Raw genomic sequence first — 16,209 nt, 5'->3', positions numbered from 1 at the left:
AACTAGTGTCAGCTGTCATGATTATTGTCATATTACATTGGCATGTTGGTTTCTTTCAGTAAATGGACGATCGCTTCGGCGCGGTTATTGACCTCCAGCTTGCTGTAAAGCGTGCTGATATAGTTGCGCACGGTGCCGTCGGAAATCACCAAAGTCTCGCCAATCTCCCGATTGGACAGTCCCTGAATCATCAAACGTGCTACCTCTGCCTCTCTTTCGGTAAGAGATAAGCTCGCTCTGCGAGCAGAGAAAACCCCATTCTCCTGCTTGAGCTGCGCCAGGCGGGTAGCCAGCTTGACAGCGATCACGCCCTGAAGAACAAACTGACCCGCAGCAGCGTCCCGGATGGAATTGACCATCCGGTCGCCTTCCATGTCCTTGAGAATATATCCGCTCGCTCCGCTGGAAAGTCCTTCGATAATATAGTCCTCTTCGACGAAGGTCGTCAGGATCAGGATGATCATTTCCGGAAATTCGGATTTAATCCTTTTGATGCTCTCGATCCCGTCCATCACCGGCATCCGTATATCCATCAGCACAATGTCCGGCCGCAGCGCCCGTGCTTCCTCGCAGGCATCGGCGCCGTTTTTGGCCATGCCGACAACCTCCAGGTCGTCCTCCAGATCCAGGATGGTCTTGAGCCCCTCCCGCGTCAGAAACTGATCATCCACAATCAAAATTCGAATCGACGGCTTACTTGTCTTCTTCATGTATACGTGCCTCCAGTGGTGTCGAGTGAGGAATAGCAATGCGCAGGCTGAAGCCGTTCTCTTCTGGTGAATAAACCGTGAGCGTACCGTCAAGCGCCTCGATGCGTTCTCTCATGGCCGTGAGCCCGAAGCCTGGTGTCACGGATTGCAAGCCTCTTCCGTTGTTATCCAGTCTGAACAGCAGAAATTTGCCGTCGTATGTCAGGGAGCAGGTGAATTCGGTAGCTCCGCCATGGCGAATGCCGTTGGTCAGGCCTTCCTGCAGCGCATGATAGATGGCATGACGATGGGTGCCGAGTAGTCCGGGCAGCCCGGCAAGCTCGGCTTTCACCTGGACGCCCGTATTCTGCTCGGTTTGACCGATCAGCTTGAGCAGTGCGTCCGTAAAGTCCACGTCGGAATAGCTTTTGAGCATATGCACGGAGCGGCGGATTTCATTGAGCCCGTGGCGGATCAGATCCTGTGCTCCCTGCAGCCTATTGAAGGCGCCCTCCTGATCCTTGTGAAACTGCCGCTTGCTCGCTTCAATCTGCAGAATGGTAGAGGTCAAAGTATGACCGACGATATCATGCACCTCGGCCGCAATCCGGTTCCGTTCGGATTGAATGGATACTTCTGCCAAGGCTGCTGCCGTTTCGCGCATCGATTGCTCCAGTGTCCGTGTCCGTTCCACGACCTGTTCCTCCAGGCTGTCCTTGAGCTGTTCGATATTCCGGTACAGCTTGGCATTGTCGATAGAGATGGCACATTGGGAGCAGAGCAGCTTGAGTACGCCCAGTCTTCCTGAGGTAAATACCCCGGTGGACAGGTTGTTCTCCAGATACAGGATGCAGACCAGCTCCCCGTTCTTGAGGATCGGCAGACATAGTACAGACTTCAGCTGCTTGTCACGGACATAAGGGCTTTGCGAGAAAATACTTTGCGCCGACGCATGCTCCAGTACGACCTCTTCGTGCGTCCGGGCCACGTAGCCCACGATAGCAGAGGAAATCAGATCCGTCTGGTCCAGAGGGATGGGATGCAGGTGGATATCCTCGATGGTTCCATAGGCTTCCATCACCAGATGTCCGTCATGCTCGAAGATCAGGGCGCCGTTCTCCGCGCCTGCATTTTGCAGCAGAATGCGCATCAGCATGTCCAGCAGCCGGCTCATAATCACTTCTCCAGAAATGGCCTGAACGGTCTTCATAATCGCAAGATCGTCAACGCCTCCGGCAGCGGAAGCCGGTTCGACAGGAAGCAGATGCCGGTATTTCACGGCGAGATCGGCCACCTTGGCCTTGGCTCCCCAGGCGACGTAGGCCTCATAAGCCTTGGTCATATAAGCTTTGGCGAGCTGCTGCTTGCCACGGCTCAAGTAGAACTTGGCCGCACATTCGGCGATGATGCCGGTATCGTGAGTGAAGCCAAATTGTTCGGCATCGAGGCAAGCGAGCTCGAACAGTCTGCCGGCCTCCTCGTCCTTGTGCGTAATGCGTGCGATCTCAGCGGCCATCAGCCGGTATTTGTGCTGGTAATTCTCGGGGCACTTGGCCGCATACTTCTTCACGTAATCACGGTTCTTGCGCATGAGGCGCAGATAGGATCGCTGCTCCTGCACAGTGGCCTCAGGGTACATCACGGACAGAATCAACACATGATACATGCCGAGCGACGAGTATTCAAATATCGATTCAGATATATTCATACTCCGGAATAGCTCACGAGCTTTCGTCACATAGGCATAGGCACTCCTGATATCTCCGAACAGATAGTTGGTGATATAATGATACATACAGCTGAGTGCCTGCAATCCGAAGTTGTCATGCTCTTCAGTGTCGTTCTGCAGCCCGGCTTCTATGGGCAGTTCCGAACCGAGGAAGGGATCATGCGGATGAGCTTCTCCAGTCAACCGGACGATCAGCTTGGACATGATCACCATGCTGTTCCAATGGTTGCTGCTGGGACTGCGCGAGAACTCCGGCGCATTGCGGATGAGCTGCCGGTATACATCATCCAGCGGCTTTCCGAACAGAAACATCAGCGAGCAGTTCAACAGAGCGCTTTCCTTGACATGCCATAGACTGGCCGATTCCAGCCGGGCCCGTTCCGCATTGAGGGAAAATTCAGCCAGCAAGTCCGGCTCGTACCGCCTCCAGCTATCATAAGAGAGGGAGAAGGCGACGGAGACAAGGCTCCGAAGCTCGGTATGGCTGTCGGATATAGTAGAGGCCAGCTTGCCCCACTCGTAGCCTTCCCGGTAGTTGTTCCAGACCAGGGATTGAATCAACGTCATCCCGACGTAGGCAATCGCGGACTCTGCGGTTTGTCCGTATCTCAGCGTCAGCTCGATCATAGTCAGAACGGAGAAGGTCCAGTAGTTTCTCTGCTCCATGAACTTGGCATGGCCGGAATAGGTGAGAATGACCAAGGCTGCCTTAATCCGCGGATCCGTCATCGGAGGCAGCGAACGAAGAGACTCGATGCTGCGACCGTGCATCCGCCACTTGATTTTGGCCCACATGCGCAGCAGATCCAGAGCGCTCGGCTGAGCAGGCAGCTGGAATCCGAGCAGCAGCAGCGCTTGCTTGTCTAATTCGATGACCTTCTTGTAATGGCTACTGTTGTTTTCCATCTGAATCATGGTGACATGAATATCCACTTGCTCTTTCCAGGAAGGAGCCCGTGCCAGCAGTTGGCGGAACAAGCTTTCCGCGGTCTCCAAGTAGCCGCATAGAAACTCGCATTCGGACTGCTCCTTGGAGCAATGAAACATCAGCTCGAAGTTCTCCTCCCACCCGCTTTCGCCCAGCAGTTCCGTAGCCTGGCGGTAGTAGCGCATAGCGGTTTCGTAAGCGGTCGACTGCTTGGCCTTGAAGCCGGCCCTGGCATTCAGCTCAGCCAGCTCCTGCTTCTCTACAGCCGTCCGAATGCAGGAAAGGGCTGTATTCAGGTGATAGACCGTTTCATGCAGTCCGGTATCCGTCTCGGGGGCAGAGGCTAGACGGTTTTTCATCAAGAGACCTACCTCATAATGGTAGGGAGCCTGTTCGTTCTGGGGAATGAGCTTGATGCAGTCCTGACGGATCCGGTCATGCTGGAAATTGAATCTGCCGGTCTCAGATGGCAGTTCCGCTCTCTGCAGCAATCCGCCCCGTTCCGCCGGTTCCAAGGCCGCCGCCGCTTCCTGAAGCGAAAGCCCGCCGACCTGTGTGAGTGCTTCAAGGTCAAATTCGCGCCCGAGAAAGGCGGCCCAAATTAGCAGCCGTACCGTCTCGGCCGGCAGATCGTCCAGGCTCCCGACCCAGTGGCCAATAGCGCGCTCAGGAGCTTCCATCGCCTCCAGCCGCTTCAAGTTCCATTGCCAGCTATGGGTGGATTCATGGAAGAAGATCCACTTGCGGTCGTACGCGTTCTGCAGGAAGGGCCTGATGAACAAGGGATGCCCAGCCGTCTTCTGCATCACAACGGTAGTCAGCTCGTGTAAATTTCCCGCCGCAGAAGGCATCGTATCGGCCAGCAGCTCCATCACAGCTTCTGCTTCCAGCGGACGGATCGGAAGCCGCTCAAGCCTCTTATGTCTTAACTCCCAGAGAGCTTCCATTTGCCGTAAGGTGGGATGGCTCGGCAGCTCATCTTCCCGATAAGCCCCGATGAGCAGCAGGTGGAGAGAACGCCTGCTCAGCAGCAGATGAGTCATAAACTGCAGCGAGGCTTCATCTGCCCATTGCAGGTCGTCCAGAAATACAATCAGCGGATGCTCGGCATCTGCGAACAGCTGAATGAAGGAGCCCAGGACATGGTGGAACCGGCCCCGAGCTTCCATGGGGGGCAAAGGCTGAATGTCGGGCTGCGGCCCAATAAGCAGTTCCAGCTGCGGTACAAGACGAGTCAGCAATTGGCCATAATCGCCAAGGGTCTGCCGGATTCTTAGCCGCCATACCTCGATTTGCCTTTCCGTCCCGGTCAATAGCTGACGAACGAGCTCCTGAATGGCCTGATTCCAGGCTGCATAAGGCGTGTCGGAAGGATCGGGGTCGAACTTTCCGGAGATGAATAGGCCATGCCCGATCTGTCCACGAAGCGTTTCGCGGACGAAGGTGGTTTTGCCGACGCCGGTAGGTCCGTGCACTAGCAGCAACTCAGATTCGCCGGCAGTTATATGTGCCTTCAGCTGCAGAAGGACGGCTTGCTCCGCGCTACGGCCGTACATAGTGGGAGGCATCTGCCATTGCTCCGGCACATCGGAGCCGGCTAAGGCCATCGGGGCGATCGTACCCGTTTGCTGCAGTTGAGTCAGGCAGGTCTGCAGGTCGGTTTCCAGGCCATGAGCGCTGCGGAACCGGTCCTCGGGAGCTTTCTGCAGGCACTTGTCTACGAGATTGGAGAGTGGCTCCGGGATGATCGGTTCAAGCGTGCAAAGCGGAACCGGCTTGCCCGCGAGCTGGGCATGGACAAGCTCGAGCATGTCCTTCGCTTCAAACGGCAGATGCCCGGAAAACCACTCATACAGGGTGACGCCGAGCGAATAAAAGTCCGTGCGGTAATCGGGCTGACGGTTCAACCGTCCGGTCTGCTCAGGGGAGATGTAAGGCAGCATAGAAGTTGCCCAACCGTCCACTGCAGGCTGCGCAGAAGGGTCCGACATGAACGTAGCGTGTCCAAGCCCGCTCAGCCTTACCTCCAGCGTGTTCGGGTTAACCAGGATATGCTCAGGGTGAATGGCGTTATGGATCACTTGCTGGCGATGAAGCTGCTTGAGGCAGTTCGCCAGACTAACGGCAACGGTTAGCAGCTGGACCATGCCGAATTCGAAGATGGGCCGGACTTGTCGACGGCCTTGGCCCGGATGCAGCAGCCGGGAGAGGGGGACACCGCCAAAGTCCTCCGTGAGGAGAACAGGACGACTGCGGGTGTACTCCAGCCCAATCGGCTTGACGGCGCCGCGCCCATCCAATATGCGGAGCAGCTCGTATTCCCGCCGGTAAGCTTCTAGAACTGCAGCATGAGGCTGCTCGTCCACTGGAGCGACCCCAATCACACTGAGGGGGGAATGAACGTGGACAAGCCGGTAACCGACCATCTCTGTGTTTTCCACCAATTGTTCTACCGTCTGATAGCCGGACAGTTCCAGCATAGATGCGAGCCTCCAGTTAAAGGTTAAATATACATGAGATAGGAATTTATGGGCATAAAGAACTACATGGATTCAGGAGCAAGTATAATTCATTTTTCAGAGTTGTGGAAGACGCTTGTTGATTTCAATTATTTTATATTACAATTTATGGGTTGACTGCTTACGAGGAAAAGATGGAAGGAGCGGATGGCATGCCGTTGAGGACGGGGGCTGAGCTTTCGGACAGGGCTATAGCCTGGGTTTTGGAAGCCGCAGGCCCACAGGCCAAAGTGCAAGATGTCCGCAGGCTGTATGGAGGAATATCCTCCGCGGTTCATGGCATCACGCTTAAGCAAGACGCGACGGAAGTGGAATGGGTGTTGCGCCAATTCGATCATGAAGACTGGCTGCGCGAGGAACCCGATCTGGCCCGGCACGAGGCTTACAGCCTGCGGCTCGCTGGCGAAGCAGTGGTACCGACGCCTGAGATTATTGCTTGGGACGAGACGGGAGTCCGATCGGGTATGCCGGCCGTATTGATGACGAAGCTGGCGGGATCGGTCTTGCTGCAGCCCGAAAGCATGGAGCTTTGGATAGGGGGACTTGCGGAGTCGCTCGCCCGGATTCACCGGGTAGAGGCAGCAGGTTTTCCTTGGACATACTTCTCGTATCAGGATGTGGAGCGTATGGAGTTCCCGCGGTGGTCCTCCCGGCCCGATGTCTGGCATGCCGTTCTCAAGGCAGTGCGGGGCCCAAAGCCTGACTTCAAGCCCTGCCTGATTCATCGGGACTTTCATCCGACCAATGTATTGTGGGAGGGATCGCAAGTCAGCGGCATCGTGGACTGGGTGAACGCGTGCCGGGGACCCGCTGGCGTGGATGTAGGCCACTGCCGGGTGAACTTGGCACAGCTATTCGGTGTGAAGGCTGCCGATGCATTTCTGTCCGCATATCTGGCTTATGCCGGCGAGGCGTTCCTCTACGATCCTTACTGGGATCTGGTCTCGGTGACGGATATGCTGTTCGGGCCTCCGACGGTGTATGAGGGCTGGACTCAGCTTGGCTTCCCCGGTCTGACGGACGAGCTGATCCGGACAAGACTGGATGCCTATGCGATGAGCTTGCTGGAGCGTGCCGGGCATTCTACCGATTAGCATAGGGGATGGTTAATGATGAAAAGCATAAAACTGATGATACTAGGTGTTGGTTTCATTCTAGCTGCACTTTTTATTCAGGGTACTGAAACGAATATGATTTATGGGACTGAGGTATTCCTGGCTATGATTGGTGCCATAGTGATTGTCATTGGTTTTTTTGTAAAGAAATAAATAGGCGGTTTCTTCTTCCATGAGTAAAAGGGCAGCCGATTCGTCATGCACGATGACGGAGCGGCTGCCCTTTTGAATGGCAAGTGGCAGGCTGTGTTCTATTTTATAGAAGAAACGCAGTGGAATCTTAATAAATGCGATGAATCACATCCTCGAATTCCGGCTCCTCCATATGAATATCGTCGATGTCGCCCCATTGGCTCAGCTCGCGGAGCATGTCCATCGCGGTAGCTTCCTGGCGATTGCCCTCGATGACAACGCCATGCCGGGTCTTCTCGGTTACCCGGAAGCGGGAGGATAATCCGGCGGATGCCTCCTCCGGTACGGAGAATGTCCCGCGGAACGTTACGCGGATGACCGTAGGCAGGCCAATCAGCCCGCGCAGCTCGTCAATTGTGCCATCGTAGGCCAGAGCACCATGATTGATGACCATCACCCGGCTGCACAGCTCCTCGATATCGTCCATATCATGCGTGGTCAGCAGGACGGTCTTGCCGAACTCCAGGTTCAGCGTCTTCAGAAACTGCCGGATATTGCGCTTGGCCGTGACATCCAGACCAATGGTCGGCTCATCGAGGAACAGCAGGTCCGGATCGTGCAGCATGGCAGCCGCTAGATCGGCGCGCATCCGCTGGCCGAGCGACAGCTTGCGGACCGGCGTCTGCCAGAATTCCTCCAGGCTAAGCAGCTCTGCAAGCTCCCAGAGTCTTCGCCGTTTGTCTGCAGGAGCTACCTTGTACATTTCGGCCAGGATGTCGAAGGAATCCTTCACCGGCAAGTCCCACCAGAGCTGGCTGCGCTGGCCGAACACGACTCCGATCCGGCGTGCGACCTTGCGGCGGTTGCGATGCGGATTGTCTCCGTTTATGTAAACTGTTCCTGAGCTCGGATGCAGAATGCCGGACAGCATCTTGATCGTCGTGGATTTGCCTGCCCCGTTCGGTCCGATGTAGCCGACAAATTCGCCTTTCCCGATCGTAAAGCTAATATCGCGAACGGCTTCCTTAATCCGGTAATCCCGCGAGAAGAGCGTGCGTATGCCTGAGAATCTGCCTTCCCGCACGACTGGGGTCATAAACGACTTGCGGAGCTGGCTCACTTGAATCATGGGTTGTATCGTATTCATATTTATTCCAGTGCTCCTCTCTAACTGCCTGTGCTTTGATATTTGGTCAATCCGTACCGCCAGAACTGCAGACTTGCACCGAGACATAGGAGAGCAGCCGCTCCGGTCACGGCCAGCAGCCAGCCTCCGTATTCGCCTCGAAGGATGAACAGCGAGGGGACGTAGCTGACGAAGCCTACGGGGATGACGAATAGCAGCATAGATTTCATCCAGCCGGGGTAGAGCACTAGCGGATATTGTGCAGCCGTACGCGCCGCATCCTCGGTAAAGTTCTGGAGCTCCGTGATGCGCGTCATCCAGAAGCCTAGGGTTGCGGTAGCTAGTCCGATGGAGAACAGGATGACCGCGCCGGTGAGAATGGCGAGCAGCGTATAGGGAATAGCGATCCAGCCGATCTGCCCGCTGCGTACCATGCCATGCAGAGCCCAGCCCACCACGAAGCTGCCCTGGATGAACTCGCCGGGGAGCAGCCTGAAGTTCTGCGTAAACAGCGCGAAGAGAATCGGCACAGGCCGGGTCAGCAGCTGGTCCAGCTCACCGCCCACCAAATATTTCTCCAGGTTATGGACTTCATTGGCGAAGGTTCGGTATAGGGCCTTGGCAAGGGTCATCACCGCGTATAGATAGCCAACCTCGTAAAGGCTCCAGCCGCGCATGGCGCCGAATTTATTCATAATGATCGCAAGCATCAGAAACTCCGAGACTTGGATAAGGGCTACGAGCATGCTGGACAGCACAAAGTTAAACTTGTACTGCATGCGGCTGCGGATGCTCGCACGGATAAGGAGAACATACAGCCTCATGGATGCCTTTCCCGCTGAGAACATATGATTTGTTTGCATCATCCCCCCTGCACCTCCACCTTGCGTCTCAGCAGCAGGGAAATGCTCAGGCACGCTGCCGTCAGGAAGCCGCACCACATGAAGGAGCCGACAAGCAACGAGCCGCTGTCAAATCCCAAGTAGATGCGTGTCGGAACGTAGAGCAGGTAAGGATAAGGGGAAAGCCAACTGAGGGTCTGCAGCCAGCCGGGCAGCCATTCCACCGGAATAAAGAAGCCCGCAAGCAGCATGGTCAAGGCGTGATTGCTCCAGAACAGCCAATTCGATTCCGTGGTCCATAGCGCGGTTGCGCCGATCAGGTAATTGATGCAGATGGATAAGTAAGCGGAGCAGGTAAGACCAAGGACGGTTAAGGCGATTTGGGAGACACTCCCAGGGAGCTGAATCGAGAAGATCAAGACATACAAGGCGTAGATCGGGATGGACTTGTAGACGAACTGGTAGGCGACCTGTCCCCATTCTCGGCTCATCAGATGGGTAAACAGATGAACGGGACGCATAAGGTCCAAGGAGATGTGTCCGGTGCGGACGGATTGCGGGATTCCGAGACCATTCGTAATAAATCCGGTGACCCAGAGCGAGGCTTGGGTGAACGCGATATAACTGATCATGCCGTGCACGCCGTAATCGCCGAGAGAGCGGTTCTCTCCGATTCCGATCCAGATGCAGGCATACATGTAGCCGAACATAGCGCTCGCTACATTATGGACCATATGCGCTCCCCGGTACTGCAAATTACGGGCGTAGCCCTTGGCGGCCAAAACATAGTAAAGCATGTGACACCTCCGATAAGTTTGTTCGACGGGGCTAATCCGTCAACTTCAGTCAAGGCGAAACGCGAGAGAGACGTTCACCATCATAACAAAACGAGGAAACGGTTGCAATCTATTTTTTTCTGGTTTTTTTCCAGTAATCAGGCGATGTTCCGCGCATGGATTTGAATGAGGTTATCCCATCCTGTAAGCTAGAACGAGCGAGGGGCATAGGACGAGAACCGGTTACAAGGATGAGCCAGAGGCACTTCCAAACGAAGGCTTCGGCTGGATCGGGTTTCTTGTGAATCAAAGGGGGATCAGTATGAGACAGGCTGCCAGAATGAAGTTGAACGCCAAGGAGCTATGGTTTGAAGGCATGAGAGATTGGAACGGCAAGCTGCCGGAGCGGATGACGGATGACCGGCAGGAGGAAGCATTCTGGCGGGGATATGTCGAACGGCGAGGAGAAGGACGGACGATCGCTCCGGATGAATATGCCCGTCCGGTTCGCGAGGCGCTGCTCGCTCTGCTGAAGCCGGAGGACGAGGTACTGGAGATCGGTCCGGGCTGGGGCAATTATACGTTTGCTGCGGCATCTGCTGTGAAGAGCCTCACGTGCGTTGACAGATCATGCAGCGTGCTGGATTATCTGGCCGGGGAGGCGGGCCGGCAGAGCATCGCCAACATGGACTATATCCATGCGAAGTGGGAGGAGTATGAACTCCAAGGCCCGTTCGATGTTGTGTTCGGGGTCAACTGCTTCTACCGGATGGCTGACATTGACGAGGCGCTGATCCGTATCAACGACAGTGCCAGGCGGCTTGTGGTACTCGGGCTGACGGTCGGAACCGAGAGGCCGTACCACACGGAAATCCGTGAGCGGCTTGGCTGCCGGATCAAGTTCCAACGCCGGGATTATATTCATCTGCTGGCCATGCTGTATGAGCTGGGCATCGATGCGGATTGCCGGATGGTGGAGCTCGAGCGCACATATGAGTATGATTCGGAGGAAGCGCTGATGAAGTCTAGCCTCAGTCCGATTCTCGATGAGACGTATGATCGGAAGGCGGCGGAAGCTATCGTGCGGCGGTATATGACCGAGCAGGAGGGGAAGTTCACGTTTACCCACCGATTCAAGGCTGCCTTACTGTCGTGGAGGCCGGAGCGAAGAATCGGGCTATGATCGGATGAGCTGACAGACTGCTCTGACAGGTCCTGTTTGTCTGTCGTGAAGGATGGAAATTAGGGGTAGCCGAAATTCCTGATTTGGTGTAAACTGGGTATCCGGTCGTGACTCGGAGAAAGGAAGGGTGAGCTCCCTGCTCTATCATTTCAGTGAAAATCCGCATATTGACGTATTTATTCCCCTTCCCGCATCGGACCCGGCAGATAAGCCCGTCGTCTGGGCGATCGATGAGGAGCACGCGGTCAGCTATTATTTTCCACGGGAGTGTCCAAGAATTATCGTGGTCAGGCCGACAGAATTAGGGGAAGACGATGCGGGAGACCCCGGGGTGGAATTATTCAGGCATACGGCTGCGTCCAAAATCATCTGGGTGGAGCGAGGCTGGTATGAGCGAATTCGGGATGTCCGCCTATACCGCTATACGTTCGGCAAGGAAGGTTTTGCCGTCAAGGATCTTGGCGCCGGCTACTATACCTCAGCGGAGACGGTTCACCCTGTCACGGTGGAACCGATGCCAGGCCTGATCGGATGCATCCTCGCGTCCGGGGCTGAGCTGCGCTTTACCCCGAATCTATATCCGATCCATCAGGCGGTGCTCGAATCCAGGGCGCTTACGGAGTTTTCCATGATCCGCATGCGGAACGCGATCAAGCTGTGACCGCTTAAATTAAGCGTTCACCCCGTATAAAACCGTTTAGCAATCGACATGATTGTGTTAAAATAAAGGTAGGAGCAACTGATGAACGTGTGTATTGCGGCTGTTGGCGGCCCGGTTTACCCCAATAGTTGCAATGCCAACTACGATACTAGGAAGTGATCGGCTTACATGAACTCTGGGCGTTTGTTACTGGATTATCTCAAATCCAAGTGGCCTCACTACGGGCTTGCGGTCGTGCTGATTGCCGCCGCCAATATTATTCAGTCGTACTATCCGAGGCTGCTCGGGGATTTCACGGATCATCTGCAGCGGGGGGAGCTGACCCCTCCCCTGATCGCCTCATACAGCCTTAAGCTGCTCGCGGTCGGCGTGCTGTTCGGATTGCTGGCCGGGATTGGGCAATATGTGGTGATGCGCGCCGGCCGGTATTTCGAATTTGTGACGCGCCGGAAGCTGTTCGAGCATTTTACCCGCTTGAGCGAAAGTTTCTACTCCAAGCACGGAGTCGGCAAAATGCTCAGTTATGTGATGAACGACGTCACGGCTATTCGCGAATCGATCTCGATGGGCATCAACCAGATGACCAATGCTATCATCCTATTGGTTGCGGCGGTCATCATGATGGCAGCAAGCTCCATTCCCGTTTATCTGATCGCCGTATGCGTCGCGCCGCTGCTGGTCATCCCGTTTCTCGTCGTCCGCTTCGGTCCGGTCATCCGGAAGCGCTCGCTGACCGTTCAGGAGTCGCTGAGCAAGATGACGGAGTCGGCCGAAGAGCAGTTCGGCGGTATTCGCGTGACCAAAAAATTCGCTGTCGAGCCCATTATGGTCCGGCGCTTCGGGGAGACGGTAGACCGCATCCGCGACAATCAGCTCAGCCTGGTGCGTGTGTCCTCGCTATTTCAGGCCCTGATTCCGTTCTTGGGTGCGCTTTCCCTTGTCGTCACGCTCGCTTTTGGCGGCTATCTGACGATTGCCGGGCATATTACGCTCGGCAACTTCGTCGCGCTGACGCTGTACATCCGTATGATGGTGAACCCACTGCAGCAGATCGGCAATGTGATCAACACGATGCAGCGCTCGCGGGCTTCGCTGGAGCGGCTCAATGATCTGTTGTCCCGCCGTCCGGATATCCGCGAGCTGGAGGAGGCGCGTTCGGTCGATCTGGACCGCTCCGCCATCCGGATCAGCGGGCTGACCTTCACGTATCCGGAGGCGGAGAAGCCTTCGCTCCGGGATATCCATCTGACCGTCGAGCCGGGGCAAACCATCGGCATTATCGGCAAAACCGGCAGCGGTAAAACAACGCTTGCCAAGCTGCTGCTTCGCGTCTACGATCCGCCGGAGAAGACGATCAGGATCGGCGGCGTGGACATCCGTGAGCTGACGCTGGAGAGCCTGCGCGGGCAGATTGCGTACGTGCCGCAGGAGGGCTTCCTGTTCAGCACGACGATCCGTGACAATATTGCCTTCTACCGGCGGGACTCCGGGCTTGACCAGGTTGAGCGTGCAGCCAAGCAGGCGCAGATCTACAGCAATATTCTTGATTTTCCAGATAAGTTCGAAACCAAGCTCGGGGAACGGGGCGTGACGTTATCCGGCGGTCAGCGCCAGCGTACGAGTCTGGCCCGCGGTATGATCAAAAACTCGCCGATTCTGCTGCTGGACGACAGCGTGAGCGCCGTCGACGCCGTGACGGAGAAGGCCATTATCGAGACCATCCGCAAGGAACGGGCGGGGCGGACGACGATTCTGATCGCGCACAGGATCAGTGCGCTGAAGCATGCCGATATCATCGTTGTGATGGATGAAGGCAGGATCATACAGCGGGGAACTCATGCGCAGCTTGCGGCCCAGCCGGGCATCTACGCGATGCTCCACGCGATCCAGGAGGAGGGAAATCAGTATGCCGAAGGATAAGTCTGCGTCGGAAGGACCGGCCAAGTACAGCTCGGCCTTCCGGGTGCTTTTTTCTTATGCCAAGCCGCATCGGCTGACTTTTATATTGATGGTGGCCTGTGCGCTGCTGGCGATTGCGGCTGATTTGTTCCAGCCTTATCTGGTCAAAATCGCCATCGACGATCATCTGATGATAGGGGATACGAACTATGGCACGTTGGTGATCATCAGCGCCATCTATTTGGGGCTGTCCTTGACGGGGCTGCTATTCACGTACCTGCAGAACAATCTGCTGCAATTTGCCGGACAGAGCATCGTCGCTCGCATCCGCAAAGAGCTGTTCGAGCATATCTCGAAGCTCTCCATGTCTTATTTCGACCGGGTGCCGAGCGGCAGTCTGATCACACATGTATCCAGTGACACGGAGACAGTCAACCAGTTTTTCAATCAAGTGCTGCTGAGTTTGGTCCGGGATGGCCTGACGCTCGTGTTCATCATCGTGCTGATGTTTCAGCTCGATGTGCAGCTTACGCTGTACTGTCTGATTCTGCTGCCAATCATCGCGCTGATCGCGGTCTCCTTCCGCTCCTACATGCGTAAGACGTACCAGCTCGCCCGGACCAATCTGTCCCGGCTGGTCGCGTTCGTTGCAGAGAATCTGGCGGGGATGAACCTGATCCAGGCTTTCCATCAAGAGAAGGAGCAGCAGAACCAGTTTACTGACAAAAATCAGACCTATTACCGTTCCAATCTCAGAGAAATACGCACCAATGTGCTATTTAACCGGTCCTTTGATATCCTCGGTAACCTGTCGGTGGCATTCGTCACCTGGCTTGGGGGCATCGCGGTGTTCGACAAGCATATTGAATTCGGCGTGCTGTATGCATTCATCACGTACATTCGTCTGTTTTTTCAGCCGATCAATACGATTACCCAGCAGTGGAACACGCTGCAGTCGACGACGGTCTCGGTCAGCCGCATCTGGGGCATCTTCTCGATCAAGCCTGAGGTGACCGATGCTGCCGTTCCGAAGGCGATAGCGCCGGAGACGGTTCGGGGCAAAATCGATTTCAACCGCGTGACCTTCTCTTATGTGGAAGGGCAGCCGGTCATTCGGGACATCGACCTGCACATCGCTCCGGGCTCCTTGATCGGCATCGTCGGCACGACCGGAGCGGGCAAGAGCTCGCTGATCGGCCTGCTGTGTCGGTTCTATGATGTACAGCAGGGCAGCATCAAGATCGATGGCACGGATATCCGCGATATCCCGCAAGCGACGCTTCACCGGCTCGTCGGCCTCGTGCAGCAGGAGCCGTATTTGTACTCGGGCACGATCATCGATAATGTCCGGTTGTTCGACGAATCGGTCTCGCGGGAGGATGTGATTCGGGCCTGTCAATTCGTTGGCGCTGATGCAGTCATCGCCAAGATGAAGCACGGCTACGATACCCGGCTGTCTGAGCGCGGAAGCGGGCTGTCGGCTGGTGAGCGGCAGCTGATCTCCTTCGCGAGGATCATTGTCTTCAAGCCGAAGGTGCTGATTCTCGACGAAGCGACCGCTAATCTGGATTCTTATACGGAGCAGCTGATCCAGTCGGCGCTGGCCGTTGTCTCCAAGGGCCGCACGACACTCGTCATCGCCCACCGGTTATCCACGATTATGCAGGCCGACCGGATTCTCGTCATGCGCGGCGGGGAGATCGTCGAGCAGGGGGATCACGGGGAGCTATTGGAGCTGCATGGCTACTATGAGCAGCTATACAAGCATTCGCAAGGCCATATGAAGGGAGTCAGTTAAGACGTGACGATCAGAGTGTTGAATCCGGGAGAACATCCGCCGATGGAGCTGCTGCTGCTGGCGGACCCTTCCGAGGAGCTAGTTAGGGCGTATGTCGCCCGGGGAGACTGCTATGTAATGGAACGGGAAGGCGAAGCGGTAGGCGTGTACGTGCTGCTGCCGACCCGTCCGGATACGGTCGAGCTGGTGAATGTCGCGGTGGCAGAGCCGCTGCATGGCCAAGGCATCGGCAAGGCGCTGGTGCTTCATGCGGTCCGGCAAGCCAGAGAGCTCGGCTACAAGACCATGGAGGTAGGAACCGGCAGCACCGGCGTTGCGCAGCTGGCGCTCTATCAGAAGTGTGGTTTTCGGATGACGGGCATCGACCGGGACTTTTTCATCCGTCACTACCGGGAGCCGATCTACGAGAATGGCATGCAATTATTCGATATGGTGAGAATGGCACAGGATTTGTAACTTTATCGGAAAAGTTCGGATTTAGGCTTGCGCAATTGAATATGCTCGGTTATGATGATCGTTGTATCCTTGTAGTACGACCCAATTGAATAAAGGGAAACAGGTGCTTCCCGGAGGTTGATTCTCAACATCCGGATAAGCTTAATAGGGAAGTTCGGTGTAAAGCCGACGCGGTCCCGCCACTGTAACAGAAGAGTCGCAGCATACATGTCACTGGTTGCCAGAGCAGCCGGGAAGACTGCTGACGATGTTGACGCTGATAGCCAGGAGACCTGCCTGTTTCGACGACACTGCATTACCTACGGGAGATAGGGAGGTGTTAGACGACAATCCACGAGTAATAACGATGGCGTCTT

Annotated in this window: 12 protein-coding genes and 1 riboswitch; of the genes, 7 read left to right on the top strand and 5 right to left on the bottom strand. The window is 55.7% G+C overall.

All coding sequences use genetic code 11. The features are described 5' to 3' along the window. Positions 1-32: 32 nt before the first annotated feature. Together WMW72_RS30900 and WMW72_RS30895 are read right to left on the bottom strand one after the other, a co-directional pair. Entirely contained in the window at positions 33-710 is a 678-nt protein-coding gene (locus tag WMW72_RS30900; RefSeq protein ID WP_341419444.1) for a response regulator, read from the bottom strand. Beyond that, positions 694-5,826, bottom strand: coding sequence for an AAA family ATPase (locus WMW72_RS30895; RefSeq protein ID WP_341419443.1), 5,133 nt, complete (start codon positions 5,824-5,826; stop codon positions 694-696). The genes WMW72_RS30900 and WMW72_RS30895 overlap by 17 nt, the downstream gene beginning before the upstream one ends. Positions 5,827-6,017: 191 nt before the next feature. Here WMW72_RS30895 and WMW72_RS30890 point away from each other — a divergent pair, with 191 nt between their 5' ends. Then, positions 6,018-6,959: a phosphotransferase family protein gene (locus WMW72_RS30890; protein ID WP_341419442.1), complete on the top strand. Its 942-nt coding sequence runs from the start codon at positions 6,018-6,020 to the stop codon at positions 6,957-6,959. A gap of 15 nt (positions 6,960-6,974) precedes the next feature. Then, complete coding sequence (locus WMW72_RS30885; RefSeq protein ID WP_341419441.1) at positions 6,975-7,133, top strand: hypothetical protein; 159 nt, start codon at positions 6,975-6,977, stop codon at positions 7,131-7,133. A gap of 127 nt (positions 7,134-7,260) precedes the next feature. On the opposite strand, the gene WMW72_RS30880 is transcribed toward WMW72_RS30885, so the two are convergent. Genes WMW72_RS30880 through WMW72_RS30870 form a run of 3 tightly spaced genes read right to left on the bottom strand, consistent with a single transcriptional unit; the run spans position 7,261 to position 9,877 of the window. Continuing rightward, entirely contained in the window at positions 7,261-8,241 is a 981-nt protein-coding gene (locus tag WMW72_RS30880; RefSeq protein WP_341419467.1) for an ABC transporter ATP-binding protein, read from the bottom strand. A 38-nt stretch (positions 8,242-8,279) separates the two neighbouring features. Further along, positions 8,280-9,104 carry an ABC transporter permease gene (locus WMW72_RS30875; protein WP_341419440.1) on the bottom strand — a complete coding sequence of 275 codons (825 nt, stop codon included), beginning with the start codon at positions 9,102-9,104 and terminating at the stop codon, positions 8,280-8,282. Then, on the bottom strand, positions 9,101-9,877 hold the full coding sequence (locus WMW72_RS30870; protein WP_341419439.1) for an ABC transporter permease: 777 nt from the start codon (positions 9,875-9,877) through the stop codon (positions 9,101-9,103). Before WMW72_RS30870 ends, WMW72_RS30875 begins: the two co-directional genes overlap by 4 nt. 301 nt (positions 9,878-10,178) lie before the next feature. Between WMW72_RS30870 and WMW72_RS30865 the strand changes: the two genes are divergently transcribed. The 5 genes from WMW72_RS30865 (at position 10,179) to WMW72_RS30845 (ending at position 15,853) form a co-directional block, all read left to right on the top strand. Beyond that, positions 10,179-11,039: a class I SAM-dependent methyltransferase gene (locus WMW72_RS30865; RefSeq protein WP_341419438.1), complete on the top strand. Its 861-nt coding sequence runs from the start codon at positions 10,179-10,181 to the stop codon at positions 11,037-11,039. Positions 11,040-11,166: 127 nt separating this feature from the next. After that, positions 11,167-11,700 (top strand): DUF6886 family protein, encoded by a 534-nt coding sequence (locus WMW72_RS30860; RefSeq protein WP_341419437.1) that lies wholly within the window; start codon positions 11,167-11,169, stop codon positions 11,698-11,700. A gap of 168 nt (positions 11,701-11,868) precedes the next feature. Further along, positions 11,869-13,620, top strand: coding sequence for an ABC transporter ATP-binding protein (locus WMW72_RS30855; RefSeq protein ID WP_341419436.1), 1,752 nt, complete (start codon positions 11,869-11,871; stop codon positions 13,618-13,620). After that, a complete protein-coding gene (locus tag WMW72_RS30850) occupies positions 13,607-15,397 on the top strand; it encodes an ABC transporter ATP-binding protein (RefSeq protein WP_341419435.1) in 1,791 nt (596 codons plus the stop codon). The genes WMW72_RS30855 and WMW72_RS30850 overlap by 14 nt, the downstream gene beginning before the upstream one ends. A 42-nt stretch (positions 15,398-15,439) precedes the next feature. Further along, complete coding sequence (locus WMW72_RS30845; protein ID WP_423227626.1) at positions 15,440-15,853, top strand: GNAT family N-acetyltransferase; 414 nt, start codon at positions 15,440-15,442, stop codon at positions 15,851-15,853. 84 nt (positions 15,854-15,937) lie between these two features. Then, positions 15,938-16,147: riboswitch (cobalamin riboswitch) on the top strand. Positions 16,148-16,209: the final 62 nt, after the last annotated feature.

The organism is Paenibacillus filicis, assembly GCF_038070315.1.
In the GTDB taxonomy this organism is placed as follows: Bacteria; Bacillota; Bacilli; order Paenibacillales; family NBRC-103111; genus Paenibacillus_G; species Paenibacillus_G filicis.
The sequence above is the reverse complement of the archived record's forward strand: the minus strand, read 5'-3'. Positions and strand labels throughout refer to the sequence as shown.